Source organism: Mesorhizobium sp. M0923, from assembly GCF_040319365.1.
Taxonomy (GTDB): domain Bacteria; phylum Pseudomonadota; class Alphaproteobacteria; order Rhizobiales; family Rhizobiaceae; genus Mesorhizobium.
This window is the reverse complement of the sequence record NZ_JAMYNW010000001.1, coordinates 1-20,141: the sequence shown is the minus strand read 5'-3', so window position 1 is coordinate 20,141 and position 20,141 is coordinate 1. Positions and strand designations below refer to the sequence as shown.

19 protein-coding genes and 1 riboswitch are annotated in these 20,141 nt (G+C 64.1%); of the genes, 7 read left to right on the top strand and 12 right to left on the bottom strand.

Features of this window, described 5'->3' with window-relative positions; all coding sequences use genetic code 11:
- Window position 1: 1 nt before the first annotated feature.
- From NKH89_RS00095 to NKH89_RS00040, 12 genes are all read right to left on the bottom strand, one after another.
- A complete protein-coding gene (locus NKH89_RS00095) occupies window positions 2–622 on the bottom strand; it encodes an NADH-quinone oxidoreductase subunit J (protein WP_352483053.1) in 621 nt (206 codons plus the stop codon).
- 118 nt (window positions 623–740) lie between these two features.
- On the bottom strand, window positions 741–1,232 hold the full coding sequence (gene nuoI / locus NKH89_RS00090) for an NADH-quinone oxidoreductase subunit NuoI (protein ID WP_023676622.1): 492 nt from the start codon (window positions 1,230–1,232) through the stop codon (window positions 741–743).
- Window positions 1,232–2,275, bottom strand: a complete 1,044-nt coding sequence (gene nuoH / locus NKH89_RS00085) for an NADH-quinone oxidoreductase subunit NuoH (RefSeq protein WP_352483051.1) — start codon at window positions 2,273–2,275, stop codon at window positions 1,232–1,234. The genes nuoI and nuoH overlap by 1 nt, the downstream gene beginning before the upstream one ends.
- A gap of 2 nt (window positions 2,276–2,277) precedes the next feature.
- Window positions 2,278–4,359, bottom strand: coding sequence for an NADH-quinone oxidoreductase subunit NuoG (gene nuoG, locus NKH89_RS00080; protein WP_352483050.1), 2,082 nt, complete (start codon window positions 4,357–4,359; stop codon window positions 2,278–2,280).
- A gap of 74 nt (window positions 4,360–4,433) precedes the next feature.
- On the bottom strand, window positions 4,434–5,129 hold the full coding sequence (locus NKH89_RS00075; protein WP_352483048.1) for a helix-hairpin-helix domain-containing protein: 696 nt from the start codon (window positions 5,127–5,129) through the stop codon (window positions 4,434–4,436).
- Between the two features lie 78 nt (window positions 5,130–5,207).
- Window positions 5,208–6,512, bottom strand: a complete 1,305-nt coding sequence (nuoF, locus tag NKH89_RS00070; protein ID WP_352496387.1) for an NADH-quinone oxidoreductase subunit NuoF — start codon at window positions 6,510–6,512, stop codon at window positions 5,208–5,210.
- Between the two features lie 10 nt (window positions 6,513–6,522).
- Entirely contained in the window at window positions 6,523–7,593 is a 1,071-nt protein-coding gene (nuoE, locus tag NKH89_RS00065; RefSeq protein ID WP_352496386.1) for an NADH-quinone oxidoreductase subunit NuoE, read from the bottom strand.
- 35 nt (window positions 7,594–7,628) lie between these two features.
- Entirely contained in the window at window positions 7,629–8,036 is a 408-nt protein-coding gene (locus NKH89_RS00060; RefSeq protein WP_352483044.1) for a hypothetical protein, read from the bottom strand.
- Window positions 8,033–9,223 (bottom strand): NADH-quinone oxidoreductase subunit D, encoded by a 1,191-nt coding sequence (locus NKH89_RS00055; RefSeq protein WP_023720747.1) that lies wholly within the window; start codon window positions 9,221–9,223, stop codon window positions 8,033–8,035. Before NKH89_RS00055 ends, NKH89_RS00060 begins: the two co-directional genes overlap by 4 nt.
- Window positions 9,224–9,826, bottom strand: a complete 603-nt coding sequence (locus tag NKH89_RS00050; protein ID WP_023720748.1) for an NADH-quinone oxidoreductase subunit C — start codon at window positions 9,824–9,826, stop codon at window positions 9,224–9,226. It abuts the gene before it with no gap.
- Window positions 9,827–9,831: 5 nt separating this feature from the next.
- Window positions 9,832–10,413 carry a NuoB/complex I 20 kDa subunit family protein gene (locus NKH89_RS00045; RefSeq protein WP_023720749.1) on the bottom strand — a complete coding sequence of 194 codons (582 nt, stop codon included), beginning with the start codon at window positions 10,411–10,413 and terminating at the stop codon, window positions 9,832–9,834.
- On the bottom strand, window positions 10,404–10,769 hold the full coding sequence (locus NKH89_RS00040; RefSeq protein ID WP_023720750.1) for an NADH-quinone oxidoreductase subunit A: 366 nt from the start codon (window positions 10,767–10,769) through the stop codon (window positions 10,404–10,406). Before NKH89_RS00040 ends, NKH89_RS00045 begins: the two co-directional genes overlap by 10 nt.
- A 336-nt stretch (window positions 10,770–11,105) precedes the next feature.
- On the opposite strand from NKH89_RS00040, the gene NKH89_RS00035 reads away from it, so the two are divergent.
- From NKH89_RS00035 to NKH89_RS00005, 7 genes are all read left to right on the top strand, one after another.
- On the top strand, window positions 11,106–12,305 hold the full coding sequence (locus tag NKH89_RS00035; RefSeq protein ID WP_023720751.1) for a winged helix-turn-helix domain-containing protein: 1,200 nt from the start codon (window positions 11,106–11,108) through the stop codon (window positions 12,303–12,305).
- A 29-nt stretch (window positions 12,306–12,334) separates the two neighbouring features.
- A riboswitch (cobalamin riboswitch) is annotated at window positions 12,335–12,538 on the top strand.
- A gap of 38 nt (window positions 12,539–12,576) precedes the next feature.
- Complete coding sequence (locus NKH89_RS00030) at window positions 12,577–13,011, top strand: DUF1636 family protein (RefSeq protein WP_352908285.1); 435 nt, start codon at window positions 12,577–12,579, stop codon at window positions 13,009–13,011.
- Entirely contained in the window at window positions 13,008–14,060 is a 1,053-nt protein-coding gene (gene cobW, locus NKH89_RS00025) for a cobalamin biosynthesis protein CobW (protein ID WP_023720753.1), read from the top strand. The genes NKH89_RS00030 and cobW overlap by 4 nt, the downstream gene beginning before the upstream one ends.
- An 18-nt stretch (window positions 14,061–14,078) precedes the next feature.
- Window positions 14,079–17,813, top strand: a complete 3,735-nt coding sequence (locus tag NKH89_RS00020; RefSeq protein WP_352844441.1) for a cobaltochelatase subunit CobN — start codon at window positions 14,079–14,081, stop codon at window positions 17,811–17,813.
- Window positions 17,810–19,279 carry a precorrin-3B synthase gene (gene cobG / locus NKH89_RS00015; protein WP_023720755.1) on the top strand — a complete coding sequence of 490 codons (1,470 nt, stop codon included), beginning with the start codon at window positions 17,810–17,812 and terminating at the stop codon, window positions 19,277–19,279. Before NKH89_RS00020 ends, cobG begins: the two co-directional genes overlap by 4 nt.
- Window positions 19,276–19,929, top strand: a complete 654-nt coding sequence (locus NKH89_RS00010) for a precorrin-8X methylmutase (protein ID WP_156948158.1) — start codon at window positions 19,276–19,278, stop codon at window positions 19,927–19,929. Before cobG ends, NKH89_RS00010 begins: the two co-directional genes overlap by 4 nt.
- Window positions 19,926–20,141, top strand: a 216-nt coding sequence (locus NKH89_RS00005) for an SAM-dependent methyltransferase (protein ID WP_352908284.1), incomplete at its 3' end; no start/stop codon positions are given. The genes NKH89_RS00010 and NKH89_RS00005, both read left to right, overlap by 4 nt.

Here is a 20,141-nt window from a genome sequence, read left to right as displayed (position 1 = left end):
GTCAGACTCCTTCGCCCGTCTTGACCTTGCGGATTTCCACTCCGGTTACCGGCGTGCGGCCGACCTGGGCGGCGATCGACTGCCGCTTGACGCCCGGCTTGTGGCGCAGCGTCAGCACGATGGCGCCGATCATGGCGACCAGCAGCACCAGCCCCGCCACCTGGAAGTAATAGAGGTAATCCGTATAGAGGATGTCGCCGAGCGCCGCCGTGTTGGAGCGCGCGGCCAGGTCCGGGATGGGCTTCGAAACCGTCGCCGCCAGTTTCGGCGCAAATGTGTAGCCGCCGAGCACGATGATCAGCTCCGCTGCCAGGATCAGGCCGACCAGCGCGCCGATCGGCGCGTATTGCAGGGCGCCTTCCTTCATCTCGGCGAAATCGACGTCGAGCATCATCACGACGAACAGGAACAGCACCATAACCGCGCCGACATAGACGACGAGCAGGATCATCGCCAGGAACTCGGCGCCGGTCAGCATGAACAGGCCGGCGGCGTTGAAGAAGGTCAGGATCAGGAACAGCACCGAATGCACAGGATTGCGCGCCGAAATGACCATGAACGCCGACGCCACCGCGACAAAGGCGAAGAGGTAGAAAAAGGCCGCCTCTAGTCCACTCAGCATGGGTTCCCCCGGGTTTCCTGTCCGAACAGGACATTCGTCCTGTTTTTTGCCACCGCCTCCGGCCGGCAAGTTGCGTGTTCCTTAAACGAGGCCCCTCGCCCCGTCCATGCGTCAAATATCAGCGGTAAGGCGCATCCAGCGAGATGTTGCGCGCAAGTTCACGCTCCCAGCGGTCGCCATTGGCCAGAAGCCTGTCCTTGTCGTAATAAAGCTCCTCGCGCGTCTCCGTCGCGAATTCGAAATTCGGCCCCTCGACGATAGCGTCGACCGGGCAGGCTTCCTGGCAGAAGCCGCAATAAATGCATTTCACCATGTCGATGTCGTAGCGCACGGTGCGCCGCGTGCCGTCATTGCGGCGCGGGCCGGCTTCGATGGTAATGGCCTGCGCCGGGCAGATCGCCTCGCACAATTTGCAGGCGATGCAACGTTCCTCGCCGTTCGGATAGCGGCGCAGCGCATGTTCGCCACGGAAGCGCGGGCTGACCGGCCCCTTCTCATGCGGATAATTGATCGTCTCCTTCGGCGCGAAGAACTGGCGCATCGACAGGAAGAAAGCACTGACGAAATCCTGCAATAGCAGTGACTTGGCGGCCTGGGACAATGCTGACATCAGGCAAACCCCGTGATCTTGAGGAAGGCGGCGGTGGCGACCACCATGAACAGCGAGATCGGCAGGAAGACCTTCCAGCCGAGCCGCATCAGCTGGTCGTAGCGATAGCGCGGCACGAACGCCTTCACCATCGAGAACATGAAGAACACCAGGCAGACCTTGAGCACGAACCAGATCAGCCCCGGCACCCAGGTGAACGGCGCGAAATTGAAGGGCGGCAGCCAGCCGCCAAGGAACAGGATGGTGGCCAGTGCGCACATCAGGACGACGGCGACATATTCGCCCAGGAAGAACAACAGGAACGGCGTCGAGGAATATTCGACCATATGGCCGGCGACGAGTTCCGATTCGGCTTCCACGAGGTCGAAGGGCGGACGGTTGGTTTCCGCCAGCGCCGAGATGAAGAAGACGATGAACATCGGAAACAGGGACAGCCAATGCCAGTCGAGGAAGGTATTGGGCAGGCCGATCCTCGTGCCCAGCCCATCCTGCTGCGACAAAACGATATCGGTCAGGTTGAGCGAGCCGACGCAAAGCAGCACGGTGACGATGACGAAACCGATGGAGACTTCGTAGGACACCATCTGCGCCGCCGAGCGCAGCGCACCGAGGAACGGGTATTTCGAATTGGACGCCCAGCCGCCCATGATCACGCCATAGACCTCGAGCGAGGAGATGGCGAAGACGTAGAGGATGCCGACATTGACGTTGGCGATGGCCCAGCCCTCATTGACCGGGATCACCGCCCAGGCTGAGATCGCAAGCACCGCCGACACCAGCGGCGCCAGCAGGAAAACGCCCTTGTTGGCGCCGGACGGAATCACCGGCTCCTTGAAGACGAATTTCAAAAGGTCAGCGAAGGCCTGCAGCGTGCCCCATGGGCCGACGACGTTCGGTCCGCGGCGCAATTGCACCGCCGCCCAGATCTTGCGGTCGGCGTAAAGCACATAGGCGACGAAGATCAACAGAACGACGATCAGCACGACCGACTTCAAAAGGATCAGCAGCGCCGGCAGCACGTAGAAGGAGAAGAAGGTGTCCATGTCTACTCCGCCGCCTGCCTGAAGCCGTTCTTCGCCAAAGCCGAGCACTCGGCCATCACCGCGGAAGCCCGCGCGATCGGGTTGGTCAGGTAGAAATCCTTGACCGGCGAGGTGAAGGTGCCCTTGTTCAGCCGCCCGCCGAGCTTGGCCACCCTGGCGATGTCGGCCGGGTCGCCGGCCGCGACATGGTCGATGCGGGCAAGATGCGGGTATTCCGCATAGAGCCTAGCGCGCAATTGCGGCAGCGAATCGAACGGCAGCTTCTTGCCGAGCACATCCGACAGTGCCCGAAGGATCGCCCAGTCCTCGCGCGCCTCGCCGGGCGCGAAGCCGGCCCGGTTGGTCTGCTGCACGCGGCCTTCGGTGTTGACGAAGGTGCCCGACTTCTCGGTATAGGCGGCACCCGGCAGGATGACGTTGGCGCGATGCGCGCCCTTGTCGCCATGCGTGCCGATATAGACGACGAAAGCGCCGCCGGTCTTGGCCATGTCGATTTCGTCGGCGCCGAGCAGGAACAGCACATCGGTCTCGCCCAGCATGCCGGCGACGTTCCTGCCGCCCTCGCCCGGCACAAAGCCGACATCGAGGCCGCCGACCCGCGCCGCCGCGGTGTGCAGTACGGCAAAGCCGTTCCAGTCGGCCCTTGCGGCGTTGACGGCGACGGCGAGCTTCGCCGCCTGGCCGAGCACGGCCGCGCCGTCCGGACGCGCCAGCGCACCCTGGCCGACGATGATCAGCGGATGCGTCGCCTTCTTCAGCAGTTGAAAGAATTTGCCGTTGCCATCGGCAAGATCCTTCAGCGATTCCGGCCCGGCGCCGAGCTGCTCGTAATCATAGCGCGTATCGCCGACATCGCCGATGACGCCGACCGGCAGATTACCGGCCCGCCAGCGCTTGCGGATGCGGGCGTTGAGCAAGGACGCCTCGAAGCGCGGATTGGCGCCGATGATCAGCACCGCATCGGCCTGTTCGATGCCTTCGATGGTCGGGTTGAAGACATAGCTCGCCCGGCCGAGCGACGGATCGAGTGCGGCACCGTCCTGGCGGCAGTCGGTGTTCTTCGAGCCAAGCGAAGCCATCAGAAGCTTCAGCGCGTAGATCTCCTCGACGGCGGCAAGATCGCCGGCAATGGCACCGATCTTTTCGGGTGCGGCATTCGACACCGCTTCCTTGATCGCGGCAAAAGCCTCGGCCCAGCTTGCGGGGGCCAGTCTGCCGTCCTTGCGCACATAGGGCCGGTCGAGGCGCTGCGTGCGCAAGCCGTCCCAAATGAAGCGGGTCTTGTCGGAAATCCATTCCTCGTTCACCGCCTCGTTGGTACGCGGCAGGATGCGCATCACTTCGCGGCCTCGGCTATCGACGCGGATCGCCGAGCCGACGGCGTCCATGACGTCGATGGATTCGGTCTTGGTCAGTTCCCACGGCCGTGCCTGGAAGGCGTAGGGTTTGGAAGTCAGCGCACCGACCGGGCAAAGGTCGATGACATTGCCCTGCAGTTCCGAAGTCATCGCGCTTTCGAGATAGGTGGTGATCTCGGCATCCTCGCCGCGGCCGATCAGACCGAGTTCCGATATGCCGGCAATCTCGGTGGTGAAGCGGACGCAGCGCGTGCAATGGATGCAGCGGTTCATGATCGTCTTGACCAGCGGCCCGATATACTTGTCTTCGACCGCCCGCTTGTTCTCGTGGTAGCGCGAGGAATCGACGCCGAACGCCATCGCCTGGTCCTGCAGGTCGCACTCGCCGCCCTGATCGCAGATCGGGCAATCCAGCGGATGGTTGATCAGCAGGAATTCCATCACGCCTTCGCGCGCCTTCTTGACCATCGGCGTGTTGGTGAAGATTTCCGGCGGCTCGCCGTTCGGGCCGGGGCGCAGGTCGCGCACGCCCATGGCGCAAGACGCCTGCGGCTTGGGCGGCCCGCCCTTGACCTCGATCAGGCACATGCGGCAATTGCCGGCGATCGACAGCCGCTCGTGGAAGCAAAAGCGCGGAACTTCCGCGCCGGCGTCCTCGGCCGCCTGCAGCAGCGTGTAATGGTCGGGTACAGTGATCTCTTTCCCGTCGACCTTGAGCTTTGCCATTTCGCCTCAAACCCCTGCGGACGTTCCGCAATCTTTCCTTCCGGACGCAGCCGAGACCGCGCACGATATTGAATTCACTTTTTGACCCCGGCCAACGCGGCCGCCTGACCGATCCAGCCGTCACGGCCGATGCGGCCCTTCAACGACAGGTAATCTTCGACCCAGGCGATCTCTTGCGGCGTCCACGCGGCGATCTGGGCGTATGTCCAGATGCCAAGGCCGTTCAGCACCTTTTCCAGTTTCGGCCCGATGCCCGATATCGCCTTGAGGTCGGCCGGCTCAGCTGGCCGGTCCATCGCTTTGGGCTGCTTGAAATCTTCCGGCATCAGCCCGGCCGAGGCATCCGCTGCAACGGTGCTCGCATTCGCCAAGCTCCGCGCCGCGGTGCTCGTCGCAATGTCGGTCACGTCATTGGCGAAGGACTGCGCCTCGGCAATCAGGGTTTTGGTCGCTGCGCGCGCCTTTGTCGAGGAGCTTTTGCCGGTCGCGGAAAAGCGTTCCGTCCTGGCCTCGAAATCCTCGGCGACCGGCTGCCAAAGCCGCTGCGAAGTTTCGGCCGCGCCCGAAAGCACGCCCATCCAGATGCCAAAGGCGTGGTTGGCAAGACCGATGCCGAGTGCCGCCATCGCCGCCGCACTCGCGACAGGATGCGCCAGGAGATTGACGGCATTGGCCATCTCCTTCGGCATCATCCTGGTCAGATCCTGGTTCATCTTCAACAACGGGTCCATATCGGGCGTAAAATCGTCGGGTGTCGAAAACAGCGACATAGGTGGTCTCCTGGTCGTTTCCGTCTGCCCCGCGCTCGTTTCCTCGTCTCGGACATTCGCCCGCATTTTTGAATTCTTCTATTCTGCCGCCGCCAGCACCGGTTCGGCGCGGTGTGCGTTGCGCGAAAACTCGTCGATGCGCCGCTCCACCTCGCCGCGGAAATGCCGCATCAGGCCCTGGATCGGCCATGCCGCCGCATCGCCAAGCGCGCAGATCGTGTGGCCCTCGACCTGCTTGGTCACGTCGAGCAGCATGTCGATCTCGCGCTTCTGCGCCTCGCCGCGCACCAGCCGTTCCATCACCCGCCACATCCAGCCGGTGCCCTCACGGCAGGGCGTGCACTGGCCGCAGCTTTCGTGCTTGTAGAAATAGGAAAGCCGCGCGATCGCTTTCACGATATCGGTCGATTTGTCCATGACGATGACAGCTGCCGTGCCGAGGCCCGATTTCAGGTCGCGCAGCGCGTCGAAATCCATCGGCGCGTCGATGATCTGCTCGGTCGGCACCAGCGGCACCGACGCTCCGCCCGGAATGACCGCCAGCAGATTATCCCAGCCGCCACGAATGCCGCCGCAATGCGTCTCGATCAGCTCGCGGAACGGGATCGACATCGCCTCTTCGACGGTGCACGGATTGTTGACGTGGCCGGAGATGCAGAACAGCTTGGTGCCGACATTGTTGGGCCGGCCGAAGGACGAGAACCAGGCGGCACCGCGGCGCAGGATGGTCGGCGCGACAGCGATGGACTCGACATTGTTGACCGTCGTCGGGCAGCCATAGAGGCCGACATTGGCCGGAAATGGCGGCTTAAGCCGTGGCTGGCCCTTCTTGCCCTCGAGGCTTTCGAGCAGCGCCGTTTCCTCGCCACAGATATAGGCGCCGGCGCCATGATGCATGTAGATGTCGAAATCATAGCCGGAGGTGTTGTTCTTGCCGATCAGCTTGGCCGCATAGGCCTCGTCGATGGCGCGTTGCAGCGCCTCGCGCTCGCGGATGAACTCGCCGCGCACATAGATGTAGGCGGCGACCGCGCCCATGGCGAAGCCCGCAAGCAGGCAGCCTTCGACCAGCGTGTGCGGGTCGTGGCGCAGTATGTCGCGGTCCTTGCAGGTGCCGGGCTCGGACTCGTCGGCATTGACGACGAGATAGCTCGGCCGGCCGTCGCTTTGCTTGGGCATGAACGACCATTTCAGCCCGGTCGGGAAGCCCGCGCCGCCACGTCCGCGCAGGCCGCTGGCCTTCATCTCATTGACGATCCACTCGCGCCCCTTGGCGATGATGCCGGGCGTGTTGTCCCAGGCACCGCGCGCCATGGCGCCGGCCAGCGACTTGTCGAAGCGGCCGTAGATATTGTTGAAGATGCGGTCTCTGTCCTGAAGCATTGCTCGTTCCTCAGACCGGCTTCTTGCCGGTCGGCCGGCTTTTGTTTCCGGGCGACGGCGTGGCCGCCTTGGCGGCAGTCTTCGCCGGTTTAACCTTGGCCTCCGGCGCTTTGAACGCAGACGCCGGCTCGGCCTTGTTCTTGGGGCCTTTGCGCTGTTTCGAGACGTCCTCGACCTGCGGCTCGGCCTTGTTGGCATTGGCGGCCGAATGCAGCGGCGCTGCAACGCTCGCCGCCTTTTCCGCCGCGGGCGCGACTTTTGTCGCCGATGGCGATTTCAGCGCCGGACTGGTCTCGACAGCGTCGGTCTTCGGCTTGCTGGCATTCGAGGGCGCAACCGGCGCCGGCGCGGCAGAAGCGGCTGGCGGGGCCGGCGCCGCGGGTGCTGCGGCGGCAGCCGCCGGCGCCGCTTCCTTGGCGGCCTTGGTCGCCGCCCTGGTTTCCCGGTCGCGGGTCGCCTTCAGGATCGCCTTTTCACTCTTGAGGGTCGTCAGGCCACTGGCCGGCTCTGAGGTGACGCGGCCGTTTTGCGGTCCTGGCGTCACCGAAGCACCCTTGCCGGCGTCATAGAGGTCGATGATCTCGGCAAGCCGCTCCGGCGTCAAATCCTCGTATGTGTCCTTGAAGACCATAACCATCGGTGCGTTGACGCAGGCGCCGAGGCATTCGACCTCCTCCCACGACAGCGTGCCCTTGTCGTTGGTGTGGAACTGGTCGTGATGGATCTTCGAGCGGCACACATCCATCAGCGATTCCGAGCCGCGCAGCATGCAGGGCGTGGTGCCGCAGACCTGGACATGCGCGCGGGTGCCGACCGGATTGAGCTGGTATTGCGTATAGAAGGTGGCGACTTCTAGCCCGCGAATATAGGGCATGCCGAGCATGTCGGAGATCGTCTCGATCGCCGCCTTGGTCACCCAGCCTTCCTGCTCCTGCGCCAGCATCAGCAAGGGGATGATCGCGGATTGCTCGCGCCCCTTCGGATATTGCTTGATCCACTGCTTCGCCGCTGCCGCATTCGCCCGGTTGAAGGCGAAGGAGGCTGGCTGGAGGCTGGCTTCTGCGAGACGGCGGACTGACATTTAGCGATCGACCTCACCAAAGACGTATAGGTTCGTCATCTTGCTGCGGCCTCCTTACAAAGTTTCGCCGTACCGTCGAAACATTGGAAAGTCGGCGAATTTGTCATGACAGGCGGGCAAACGCCGGATTTACCAGCCAAGCGAGCAACAAGCCGCGCGAACCCTGTTTTGCCGGAAGCGGCTGCCGATACCTCCGCCTTAGAGAAACTCGCGCCATCCGGCGCTGCGACGCTACACTCGCATGTATCTCTCTTGAAATAGAAAGCATCGACATCGGCGGATTCTGCTGTCGCACTTTCTTGCATGCCAAGCGTGACGTAGCTCAGCTTGAAGTGCTGCTTCACAAGATCGGAAGCATCGATAGACGCTCCGCACTCGATTGCATATGCAGGGTGCATTGCGACAGCAATGACGATTAACATGAGGCTCAGAATGCGATTCACCGATCGACCTCACCAAACACGATGTCGAGGGAGCCGAGAACGGCGGTGACGTCGGCCAACATGTGGCCGCGGCACAAAAAGTCCATCGCTTGCAGATGCGCAAAGCCGGGGGCGCGCAGCTTGCAGCGGTAGGGCTTGTTGGTGCCGTCGGAGACGAGATAGACACCGAACTCGCCCTTCGGCGCCTCGACCGCGGCATAGACCTCGCCGGCCGGAACGCGGTAGCCTTCGGTGTAGAGCTTGAAGTGATGGATCAGCGCTTCCATCGAGCGCTTCATCGCCGCGCGCTTCGGCGGCACCACCTTGCCGTCGAGGTTAGACACCGGCCCGCTGCCCTCCTTACCGAGCAACAGGTCGACGCACTGGCGCATGATTTTCGCCGACTGCCGCATCTCTTCCATACGCACCAGATAACGGTCGAAGCAGTCGCCGTTCTTGCCGATCGGAATGTCGAAGTCCAGCTCGGCATAGCATTCGTAGGGCTGCGATTTGCGCAGATCCCACGGCGCACCCGAGCCGCGCACCATGACGCCGGAAAAGCCCCAGGCCCAAGCGTCGGCCAGGGAGACGGTAGCGATGTCGACATTGCGCTGCTTGAAGATGCGGTTGCCGGTCAAAAGCGCGTCGAGGTCGTCGACCGACTTCAGGAACGGGTCGATCCACTTGCCGATGTCCTCGATCAGCTTCTGCGGCAGGTCCTGGTGGACGCCGCCCGGCCGGAAATAGGCCGCGTGCATGCGCGAGCCCGAGGCGCGCTCATAGAACACCATCAGCTTTTCGCGCTCGACAAAACCCCAGAGCGGCGGCGTCAGCGCGCCGACATCCATCGCCTGCGTCGTCACATTGAGGATGTGCGACATAATGCGGCCGATCTCGGAGTAGAGAACTCGAATAAGCTGCCCGCGCTTCGGCACCTCGATACCGAGCAGCCGCTCGGCGGCGAGCGCAAAGGCATGCTCCTGGTTCATCGGCGCGCAATAGTCGAGCCGGTCGAGATAGGGCACGGCCTGCAGATAAGTCTTGTGCTCGATCAGCTTTTCCGTGCCGCGATGCAAAAGCCCGATATGCGGATCGACGCGATCGACGACTTCTCCGTCAAGCTCCAGCACAAGGCGCAAAACGCCATGCGCAGCAGGGTGTTGCGGGCCGAAATTGATATTGAAGTTGCGAACGGAGGTTTCAGCCATTTACTGCTTTGCCTTCTCATCTCCCGGAAGCACGTAATCCGTACCTTCCCACGGAGACAGAAAATCGAAATTGCGGAATTCCTGCTTGAGCTCGACCGGCTCGTAGATGACGCGCTTGGCTTCGTCGTCGTAGCGCACCTCGACGAAGCCGGTCAGCGGAAAGTCCTTGCGCAGCGGATGGCCCTCGAAGCCGTAGTCGGTCAGGATCCGGCGCAGATCGGGATGGCCCGAAAACAGCACGCCATAGAGGTCGTAGGTCTCGCGCTCGAACCAGTCCGCGCCGGGATATATGCCGGTGATCGACGGCACCAGCGTCTCTTCGTCGGCCTGGACCTTGATGCGGATGCGGATATTCTGCCTCGGCGACAGCAGGTGATAGACCACGTCGAAGCGCTTTGCCCGCGACGGATAATCTGCGCCGCAAACGTCGATGATCGAAATGAACTGGCATTTCGGGTCGTCGCGCAGGAAGGTCACCACCTCGATCAGGTCGCGCGGCTCGACCGAGATAGTGAGTTCGCCATAGGCGAGCACCGCTTCGCCGATCCGGCCGGTCAGCTTCTCGCCAAGATAGGTCGAGAGGTCATTCAACGCCTGGGTCATGCCGCTCACCGTTCGATCGTGCCGGTGCGGCGGATCTTCTTCTGCAGCAGAAGGATGCCGTAGAGCAGCGCTTCAGCGCTCGGTGGGCAGCCGGGCACGTAGATGTCGACCGGCACGATGCGGTCGCAGCCGCGCACCACCGAATAGGAATAATGATAATAGCCGCCGCCATTGGCACAGGAGCCCATCGAGATGACGTAGCGCGGCTCCGGCATCTGGTCGTAGACCTTGCGCAGCGCCGGCGCCATCTTGTTGGTCAGCGTGCCGGCGACGATCATGATGTCGGACTGGCGCGGAGACGCGCGCGGCGCGACACCGAAACGCTCGCTGTCGTAGCGTGGCATCGAGGTGTGGATCATCTCGACGGCGCAGCAGGCGAGGCCAAAGGTCATGAACATCAACGAGCCGCTGCGCGCCCAGGTGATCAGCGCCTCGGTCGAAGTGACGAGAAAACCCTTGTCGGCGAGTTCGTTGTTGATCTCCAGGAAGAACGGATCATCCTCCCCCACCGGTCTGCCGGTGTTGGGGTCGATGAGGCCCTTGGGCTTCGGCGCGACGAGCGTGCCGGAACTGTCGTTCAATCCCATTCCAGCGCTCCTTTTTTCCATTCATAGGCAAAGCCGATGGTCAGCACCGCCAAAAACACCATCATCGACCAGAAACCGAGCATGCCGATCTGACTGAACGACACTGCCCAAGGAAACAGGAAGGCCACCTCCAGATCGAAGATGATGAACAGGATCGACACCAGGTAGAAGCGGATGTCGAACTTCATGCGGGCGTCGTCGAACGAGTTGAAGCCGCACTCATAGGCGGAAAGCTTTTCCGGATCGGGGTTGCGGTAAGCCACCAGGAACGGTGCGGCGAGCAGCGCCAGGCCGACGACCAGCGCCACGCCGATGAACAGGACGATGGGCAGGTACGAACCTAAAAGTGCGTTCATGCTGCAGTTTTCCGTTGGCGGCCAATCCACTCTGATTACAGCACCGGACCCACTTGCGGAAGCGTGACAGATTAACCACTGAACCGTTTTAAGGGGGCTCTATGCTGCAACGCGGCGAGGGTTAGCGCAGCGCTTTCGGCGAAGCAAGTCAAACCTTGTTCAAATCGCGGTGCTGGACGGCATATCCGGGAAAACTGGTCCGATCCGCTCCTGTTTGATTTCCTTCACTTTTCACTCCACTTTTCTCTCCTGACATAGATGCCGCCAAAACCTTGCTAGCATGGGGCGGAATCGCAGGTCATTTTCTCTGTCTAACATCGTCCGGATACCGCCTTCATGAAAGAAAAAATCTCGCTTGCCCTGGCCCGTCGCATTGCGCTTGCGGCACAGGGATTCAATGACCCGCGCCCCAGCGGCACGCCTGACCGCCGGCATCTGGCCCGGGTGCTTGCACGTACCGGCCTGCTGCAGATCGATTCCGTCAGCGCCGTGGTTCGCGCCCATTATATGCCGCTCTATTCGCGGCTTGGCCCCTACAAGCTGGCGCTGCTCGACGACGCCGCGGTGACACGCAAGCGCATGGTCTTCGAATATTGGGCGCATGAAGCCTCGTTCTTGCCCGTCGAGACCTATCCGCTGATGCGCTGGCGCATGCGGCGGGCCGAGCGCGGCGAGGAAATGTACAGCGGACTGGCAAAATGGGGCCGCGAGCACGCCGCCTACATTGAGGACATCTATCGCGAGGTCGCTGAACGAGGCCCGATCGCGGCGTCGGCTTTCGAAGGCCAGAAGGGCTCGGGCGGCTGGTGGGGCTGGAGCCATGCCAAGCATGCCTTCGAATGGCTGTTCTGGGCGGGCCGCATCACCACGGCGCACCGGCGTGGTTTCGAGCGGTTCTACGATCTGCCGGAGCGCGTGCTGCCGCCAACGGTACTCGCTTTGCCAGTTCCGTCCCCCGCGGACGCCCACCGCGAACTGCTGCGCATCTCCGCCCGCGCCCATGGCGTCGCCACGGCGGGCGATCTGCGCGACTATTTCCGCCTCTCGCCCGCCGACATCAAGGGCCGCATCGAGGAACTGGTCGAGGCTGGCGACCTGTTGCCGGTGAGCGTCGAAGGCTGGAGCAAAACAGCCTATCTCCACAAGGACGCCCGTTTGCCGCGCAGGATCGAGGCGCGCGCCTTGCTTGCGCCGTTCGATCCCGTCGTCTTCGAGCGGTCGCGCACCGAGCGGTTGTTCGACTTCCACTACCGCATCGAGATCTACACGCCGGCCGAAAAGCGCCAGTATGGCTATTATGTGCTGCCGTTCCTGCTCGGCGACAGCATCGTCGGGCGCGTCGACCTCAGGGCCGACCGCCCGGCCGGCGTATTGCGCGTCCATGCCGCCTATTCGGAGCCCGGCGCCCCGCCGCAAACTGCCGCCGCCCTTTTCGAGGAATTGAAGCAGATGCAGGGTTGGCTCGGGCTCGAGCGCATCGAGGTGACGGCTGCCGGCGACCTCGGCCAGCCGCTCGCAGATATCGCCGCGTCATAGACGTGCGTTGACACGACTGCCTTCACAAGCCTAAATCCGTTCCAGACGGTCCCCTGCCCGCAACGGCAAGGGCCAAGAGGGAATGCGGTGCGAAATCTCGATTTCAAATCCGCGGCTGTCCCCGCAACTGTAAGCGACGAGCCAAGGCCGAAAACCACTGGGATATTCCCGGGAAGGCGGCACCCAGGCGATGACCCGCGAGCCAGGAGACCTGCCGTCTAGGACATAAGAATCCGATCGCCTGGCGGGTTTTCCGGGCAAGGAGCCTGATTTGGAACGCGACAACAGTTTTCCGGCTGAGACAGCGGATTTATTGTCCGGCCATGGTGATTCCCCGGCCGGCGTTACCGTCATCGTCTGCTCGTCCTGCCGTGACGAGACCGGTTCGGACGCTTATCCCCGCGCCGGCGAACTGCTCGCCGAGCACACGCGCCGCGCCGCTTCCAGCGAAAACATTAAAATCCGCACCGTCGAATGCCTCGGCAATTGCAAGCGCCGGCTCAGCGCCGCGATGCTGCGCGACGGCTGCTGGAGCTATGTCTTCGGCGACCTGACCACGACCAGCGGCACCGATCTGGTGACGGGGGCAAAGCTGTTCGCTACTTCGACGGACGGCCTCATTCCGTGGCGCGGCCGTCCCGATTGCCTGAAGCGCGGCTTGGTTGCCCGCATCCCTCCCCTCGACCTTTTGAAGGACTTGATATGACTTCCCCAGATTCGGCCGCCAACGTTTCGCGCGTCCCCTGCACCGTCGTCACCGGCTTTCTCGGCGCCGGCAAGACGACGCTGATCCGCCATTTGCTCGAAAACGCCAAAGGCAAGCGCCTGGCCATCATCGTCAACGAGTTCGGCGATATCGGCATCGACGGCGAGATCCTGAAGGGCTGCGGCATCGACACTTGCCCCGAGGAAAACATCGTCGAGCTGGCCAATGGCTGCATCTGCTGCACTGTCGCCGACGACTTTGTCCCCGCGCTCGACCAGATCCTGTCGCTGACGCCGAAGGTCGACCACATCCTGATCGAGACGTCCGGGCTGGCCCTGCCCAAGCCGCTGGTCCAGGCCTTCCAGTGGCCGTCGGTGAAAAGCCGCGTCACGGTCGATGGCGTCATCGCCGTCGTCGACGGGCCGGCGCTGGCTGATGGCCGCGTTGCCAACGACATGGACGCCCTGCAGGCGCAGCGCGCGCAGGACGAGACGCTCGACCATGACGATCCTGTCGAGGAGGTGTTCGAAGACCAGCTCGCTTGTGCCGACCTGATCATCCTGTCGAAGAGCGACCTGCTGGACGCAGCCGGCGCGGCGCGCGCCAATGCCGTCATCGGCAAGCATGTTGCGCGGGCGGTGAAGATCGTGCCGACCTCGCAAGGCAAGGTCGATCCGTCGGTGCTGCTCGGCCTTGGTCTCGCCGTCGAGGACGACATCGAGAACCGCAAGACCCATCACGACGACGAGCTCGACCACGAACATGACGACTTTGACTCGTTCGTCATCGACATTGCGTCGGTGTCCGATCCGGACGAGCTGGCACAACGCGTCGCCACGGCGGCGGAGGAAGAAAACGTATTGCGCGTCAAGGGTTTCGTCGACGTCGGCGGCAAGCCGATGCGGCTCTTGCTGCAGGCCGTCGGTCCGCGCGTCAACCACTATTACGACCGCGCCTGGACCGCTGAAGACGATCGCCGCTCGCGCCTCGTCGTCATCGGCCTGAAAGGGCTGAACCGCCCGGCGATCGAGCGTATCCTCGCCGGCTGATCCCAGGTACGAGCCGCGATGCACATCCTCACCACCACATCCGCCTCGCTCGACGATCTCGCCGAGCCTGTCGATCTCAGGCAAACGCCTGCGGATGTCGTGGCGCTGTCCTTCACCGACAGCGACCTCGCCGGGCTGGCGGCGGCGTGGAAGGCAGATGCGGACCGCCTGCCGTCGATGCGGCTCGCCGCCTTGCGCGACCTGCGCCACCCGATGTCCGTCGACCTCTGGATCGACAGCGTCGCCCGCCACGCCAAGGTCGTCCTGGTCCGCATCCTCGGCGGTTACGACTGGTGGCGCTACGGCTGCGACCAGCTTGCCGTTGTCGCGCGAAATCGCGGTATTAAGCTGGCGCTCCTACCGGGCGAGAGCCACGACGAGGATTTGCGGCTGATCGAAGGCTCGACGCTGCCGCGCCAGGAACTTGATGGTCTGCTCGACTATTTCCGCGAAGGTGGCCCGGCGAATATGACGGCGCTGGTGCAGAGGTTGGCAAGTCTCGCCGGATCGGGTGCGGCGGTCGCTGAACCTGTCAGCGTGCCAAAGGCGGGATTTTACGAGCCGGGACGCGGCGTTATAGAAAGAATGGACTTATCAAGCGTCGGCATTCCTTCGCGCCCCCCTCTGTCCTGCCGGACATCTCCCCCACAAGGGGGGAGATCGGCTGTCACTGACCGTCTCGCGACTTCTGCAACATCGAACATTGACGAAGGCGACGATGACCAGGCGATCTCCCCCCTTGTGGGGGAGATGTCCGGCAGGACAGAGGGGGGCGCGACGGAACGCAGCCTAAATCTACCGTCCGCCGAACCCGCCCCCATCATCCCCATCCTGTTCTACCGCTCGATGCTGCTCGCCGCCGATGTCGCGCCCATCGATGCGCTTGTCGAGGCGCTCGGGCAGCGTGGCATAGCGCCGGTCCCCATCTTCGTCTCCAGCCTCAAGGACGCGGCATCGCTCGCCGTTGTCGAAACCGCGTTTGCCGCGCTGAACCCTGCCGCCATCATCACCGCCACAGCTTTCGCCTCGGGCGCCGAACCCGGCGTCGAGACGCTGTTCGACCGCGCCGGAGTGCCGGTGTTCCAGGTCGTCGTCGCGACCACCCGCCGCGACATCTGGCAGAACAACCAGCGCGGCCTGGCGCCCGCCGACCTTGCCATGCATGTCGTCCTGCCCGAGCTCGACGGCCGCATCCTGGCCGGCGCCATTTCCTTCAAGAGCGAAAGCGAGATCGATCCGGCATTGGCCTTCCGCGCCTTCGCCAACCGGCCAGAGCCTGACCGCGTGGCGCAGGTCGCGAACCGTATCGAGGCCTTCGTGCGTCTGCAGCGGACGCCGCGTGCGGAGCGCAAGCTCGCCATCCTGATCCCCGACTATCCGAGCGCGCCCGGCCGCACCGGCTATGCCGTCGGTCTCGACGTGCCGTCCAGCGTGCTGGCGATGCTGCACGACCTGAGCGAACAGGGCTACGCCGTTGAAGGGATTCCGCAAACGCCGCGTCAGTTGCTGGAGGTGCTGGAGCCAGCCGACCAGGGACTGGCTTTGCAGGATTATCTGACCTTCTCGAAGGAATTGCCGCCGGCGGCCATCGCTGCGGTGGAGGCCGCATGGGGGAATACGGATGATGAGACAGGTTCGCGCGAGGCACCCCCCTCTGTGCTGCCGGACATCTCCCCTTCAAGGGGGGAGATTGCGCTGTTGTCTCTGCTTTCGCCAACTACCAAGGGCGTTAAGGGAGAGCCGGCAGCCGAACTGCCAATCTTCCCCCTTGAAGGGGAGATGTCCGGCAGGGCAGAGGGGGGTGTCCAAGCGCCCACCACCGCAAAATTCCCCTTCCGCGCCGCCACCTTCGGCAATATCACCGTAGCCCTCGCCCCTGATCGCGGGCGCTCAGCCGACCGCCGCGCCGACTATCACGACCCGACACTGCCGCCGCGCCATGCACTGATCGCCTTTGGCTTGTGGCTGCGTAAGTCGCTCGGCATCCATGCAATTATCCATGTCGGCGCCCACGGCACGCTGGAGTGGCTGCCCGGCAAGACCGTGGCGCTCAGCGAAAACTGCTTTCCCGAAATCGTCACCGGCCCCCTGCCCGTCATTTATCCTTTCATCGTCTCCAACCCCGGCGAGGCAGCACAAGCCAAGCGACGCATTGCCGCCGTCACGCTTGGCCATCTGCCGCCGCCGCTGACCGGCGCCGGGCTGGACGAAGAGCAGCATAAACTCGAGCGACTGGTTGACGAATATGCCCAGGCCGACGGGCTCGACCGCCGCCGCCGCGACCGCCTGGCGAAGCTGATCGTCGAGACTGCGGAAAAGACCGGCCTCGCCTCAGAGGCCGGCGTCGCCAGGACCGACGCAGCCGACGAAGCCTTGCGCCGCATCGACGCCTGGCTCTGCGATCTCAAGGATTTCGCCATCAAGGACGGCCTGCATATCTACGGTCGCTCGCCTGAGGGCGAAACCGATCCTTTGCGCGAGCAGAGTGCGGCAGCCGAGAAAGTAGCACTCATCGCGGCCCTCGACGGCCGCCATGTCGCCGCCGGTCCGGCCGGTGCACCGGCGCGTGGCCGGCGCGATGTGCTGCCCACCGGCCGCAATTTGTTTACCGCCGACCCACGCACCATGCCGACGCCGACCGCCTATGATCTGGGCAAGGTGGCAGCGGAAGAAGTCGTCCGCAGCTACATGCAATCGCATGGCGACTGGCCGCGCTCGCTGGTCATCGACCTCTGGGGCTCGGCCTCGCTGCGCACCGGCGGTGAGGAGATCGCGCAAGGCCTGGCGCTGATGGGCTGCCGGCCGCAATGGGATTCCGCCACCGGCCGCATCACCGGCATCGAGGTGCTGCCGCCGGCAACGCTCGGCCGCCCGCGCGTCGACGTCACCTGGCGCATATCCGGCCTGTTCCGCGACATGTTCCCAACCCAGATCGCGCTGATCGATGCCGCCGCCAACGCCGTCGCGACCCGCGACGAGGACGATTCGGAAAACCCGCTGGCGGCGAGAACCCGTGCAGACGGCAAGATCAGCCCGCGCATATTCGGCACCTCGCCCGGCACTTACGGCGCCGGCATCGAGGACTTGCTATCAAGCGGCGACTGGGCCGCGCGCGAAGAGATCGGCCGCGCCTATCTCGCCGCCACCTCGCATGCCTATGGCGGCGCCGAGGGCGAAGGCATTTCGGCGCCCGGCGCTTTTGAGGGCCGCATCGCTGAGGCCGACCTTCTGGTTCATACCGGCGACGATCCCGGCCGCGACATCCTCGAAGGCTCGGCCGACGTCGCCTTTATCGGCGGCTTTTCGGCAGCGCTTGCCGCGCTCGGCAAAAACGCTGACGTGATCGTGCTCGACACCACGGATCCGCAAAAGCCCAAGCCACGCTCGGTTGGGGACGCCGTATCCCGCGTCGTACGGGCACGCGCCGTCAATCCGCGCTTCATTGCCGGCCAGATGCGCCACGGGCCGCGCGGCGCCTCGGAATTCGCCGAGACGGTCGACCGGCTTGTCGGCTTTGCCGAGACCACTCATGCCATATCTGGCGCGCTGATCGAGGCCGTGCACGACGCCTATCTCGGCGACCCCGTTGTCCGCGCCTTCATCCTGCGCGAGAACCCGTCGGCGGCGAAGGTCATGGCCGAACGTTTCATGTCGGCACGACGGCGCGGTCTGTGGCATCCGCTGCGCAATTCGATCGATGACGATCTCGCCGCACTGATTGCCGAAGCCCAGGCGCTTGGGGTGGCGGCATGAACGCTTTCTCCCGACGCAGCGCCTGCCCTGCTTTGTCGGCACCGATGCAAACCGGCGACGGGCTGCTGGTGCGGCTCAATCCGGTCGCTGGAGGACTGTTGCCGAAGTCGTTGATCGGACTCTGCGAATCCGCCCTGCGCCACGGCAACGGCATTATGGAAGTGACCGCCCGCGGCAGCTTGCAGATACGCGGCCTGACGCCCGAAAGCGCCCGGCTGCTGGCGATGGAGGTCGATGCGCTGGGTGTTGCCGTTCGCACCGGCGTGCCGGTCGAGACTGGTCCGCTGGCCGGGCTCGACCCGCAGGAAATCGCCGATCCGCGCCCGCTAGCGGAGCGGATTCGGGCGGCAATCGAGGACGCCGGCGTCACGCAGCGTCTTGGCCCGAAGGTCTCGGTGATTGTCGACGGTGGCGGACAGCTGACCTTGGATGCAGTGACGGCCGATGCCAGGCTGGCTGCGGTGCGGACCGATGCGGGGACGCAATGGCAGGTGGCTATCGCCGGCGGCGGTCAGACTGCGACGCTACTCGTCATGGCCGAGGAAGATGCGGCCTGCGACATCGCCGTTGCGATCCTAAGGATGGTTGCCGAAAAGGGGCGCGATGCCCATGCGCGGGATTTGACAGAAAGACAGCTGAGATCTCTGGCAAATTGGCGATCCTTCGCGCCCCCCTCTGTCCTGCCGGACATCTCCCCCACTTGGGGGGAGATTGCGCCCTCATCTCAGCTTTCGCCAATCGATAAGCATGCTAAGAGTGAGCCACCGGCGAAGCTGCCGATCTCCCCCCAAGTGGGGGAGATGTCCGGCAGGACAGAGGGGGGCGCGAAGGATCGCCGGCCCATCGGAGTTTTCGACTTGGCTGCAGCCGGAACCGCCCTCGGCATCGGCCTACCCTTCGGCAGCATGCCGGCGAACCAGATCATCGCTCTCGCGCAGAGCGCGCTGGCCCTTGGCGCCACCGAAATCCGCCTGGCGCCGGGCCGCGCGCTGGTTTTCCTCGGCCTCGCGCCAGCGGCCTGCCCGCCGCTCCACCAAGCCGCCGCAACCCTCGGCTTCGTCACCGACGCCGCCGACCCGCGCACCAGGATCGCCGCTTGCCCGGGTGCTCCCGCCTGTGCCTCCGGCCGCATCGCGACGCGCGAAATCGCCGAGACCATCGCCGTGGAAAACCGCGACATCTTCGATTCTTCCTTGACGCTGCACATCTCCGGCTGCGCCAAGGGCTGCGCCCATCCCGGTCCGGCGGCGCTGACATTGGTCGGTAGCGAAAACGGAGCCGGACTTGTCGTGGACGGGACGGCTAAGATGTTTCCTGCCGGATACAGGCCGGGCGATGACGCCTCGCGCGGCATCGGCGGCATTGCAGCGGCAATCCGCAGAAAACGACTTCGAGGCCAGACTGCCGCCGCCTGCCTTGCAAGGCTTGGCACGGCCGGCGTCGTCAAAGCTTACCGACAGGAATGAGCATGCCCGCCCAGAACCCCATCACCTACGACTATATTCATGATGGCACAGCGATCTATGAGCGCTCCTTCGCCATCATCCGCGCCGAGGCCGACCTGTCGCGCTTTTCCGAAGCCGAGGCCGACGTCGCTATCCGCATGATCCATGCATGCGGCCAGGTCGAGGCTGCGCGGCATTTCGTTTTCTCACGCGATTTCGTCGCCGCTGCGCGCACAGCGTTGAGCGCCGGCGCGCCGATCTTCTGCGACGCACAGATGGTCTCGCATGGCGTCACGCGCGCGCGGCTGCCGGCCGGCAACGAAGTGATCTGCACGCTGCGCGATCCGCGGACCGCCGACATCGCGAGAAAAATCGGCAACACCCGCTCGGCCGCGGCGATCGATTTGTGGGGCGAGCGCATGGCCGGTTCGGTCGTCGCCATCGGCAATGCGCCGACCGCCCTGTTTTATCTGCTGGAAAAGCTGCGCGATGGTGCGCCGAAGCCGGCGGCGATCATCGGTATGCCGGTCGGGTTTGTCGGTGCCGCCGAATCGAAGGATGCGCTGGCCGAAAATTCCTATGGCGTGCCTTACGCCATCGTGCGCGGCCGGCTGGGCGGCAGCGCCATGACCGCCGCCGCACTCAACGCACTGGCGAGGCCGGGCCTATGAATGCGATCGCAAGAGGTCGGCTGGTCGGCGTTGGCACCGGTCCTGGCGACCCAGAACTCTTGACGCTGAAGGCAGTGCGCGCGCTGGCGGAGGCCGATGTCGTTGCGCATTTCGCCAAGCGCGGCAACAACAGCAACGCGCGTGCCATCGTCGGAACCCATTTTCGCCCTGATTTGATAGAGTTGCCGCTGCTCTATCCGGTGACCACCGAG

What these genes read in the sequence shown, in the direction of transcription:
- NKH89_RS00095 (WP_352483053.1), bottom strand. Translation starts at nt 622, where the DNA reads ATGCTGAGTGGACTAGAGGCGGCCTTTTTCTACCTCTTCGCCTTTGTC.
- nuoI (WP_023676622.1), bottom strand. Translation starts at nt 1,232, where the DNA reads ATGTCAGCATTGTCCCAGGCCGCCAAGTCACTGCTATTGCAGGATTTC.
- nuoH (WP_352483051.1), bottom strand. Translation starts at nt 2,275, where the DNA reads ATGGACACCTTCTTCTCCTTCTACGTGCTGCCGGCGCTGCTGATCCTT.
- nuoG (WP_352483050.1), bottom strand. Translation starts at nt 4,359, where the DNA reads ATGGCAAAGCTCAAGGTCGACGGGAAAGAGATCACTGTACCCGACCAT.
- NKH89_RS00075 (WP_352483048.1), bottom strand. Translation starts at nt 5,129, where the DNA reads ATGTCGCTGTTTTCGACACCCGACGATTTTACGCCCGATATGGACCCG.
- nuoF (WP_352496387.1), bottom strand. Translation starts at nt 6,512, where the DNA reads ATGCTTCAGGACAGAGACCGCATCTTCAACAATATCTACGGCCGCTTC.
- nuoE (WP_352496386.1), bottom strand. Translation starts at nt 7,593, where the DNA reads ATGTCAGTCCGCCGTCTCGCAGAAGCCAGCCTCCAGCCAGCCTCCTTC.
- NKH89_RS00055 (WP_023720747.1), bottom strand. Translation starts at nt 9,223, where the DNA reads ATGGCTGAAACCTCCGTTCGCAACTTCAATATCAATTTCGGCCCGCAA.
- NKH89_RS00050 (WP_023720748.1), bottom strand. Translation starts at nt 9,826, where the DNA reads ATGACCCAGGCGTTGAATGACCTCTCGACCTATCTTGGCGAGAAGCTG.
- NKH89_RS00045 (WP_023720749.1), bottom strand. Translation starts at nt 10,413, where the DNA reads ATGGGATTGAACGACAGTTCCGGCACGCTCGTCGCGCCGAAGCCCAAG.
- NKH89_RS00040 (WP_023720750.1), bottom strand. Translation starts at nt 10,769, where the DNA reads ATGAACGCACTTTTAGGTTCGTACCTGCCCATCGTCCTGTTCATCGGC.
- NKH89_RS00035 (WP_023720751.1), top strand. Translation starts at nt 11,106, where the DNA reads ATGAAAGAAAAAATCTCGCTTGCCCTGGCCCGTCGCATTGCGCTTGCG.
- cobW (WP_023720753.1), top strand. Translation starts at nt 13,008, where the DNA reads ATGACTTCCCCAGATTCGGCCGCCAACGTTTCGCGCGTCCCCTGCACC.
- NKH89_RS00020 (WP_352844441.1), top strand. Translation starts at nt 14,079, where the DNA reads ATGCACATCCTCACCACCACATCCGCCTCGCTCGACGATCTCGCCGAG.
- cobG (WP_023720755.1), top strand. Translation starts at nt 17,810, where the DNA reads ATGAACGCTTTCTCCCGACGCAGCGCCTGCCCTGCTTTGTCGGCACCG.
- NKH89_RS00010 (WP_156948158.1), top strand. Translation starts at nt 19,276, where the DNA reads ATGAGCATGCCCGCCCAGAACCCCATCACCTACGACTATATTCATGAT.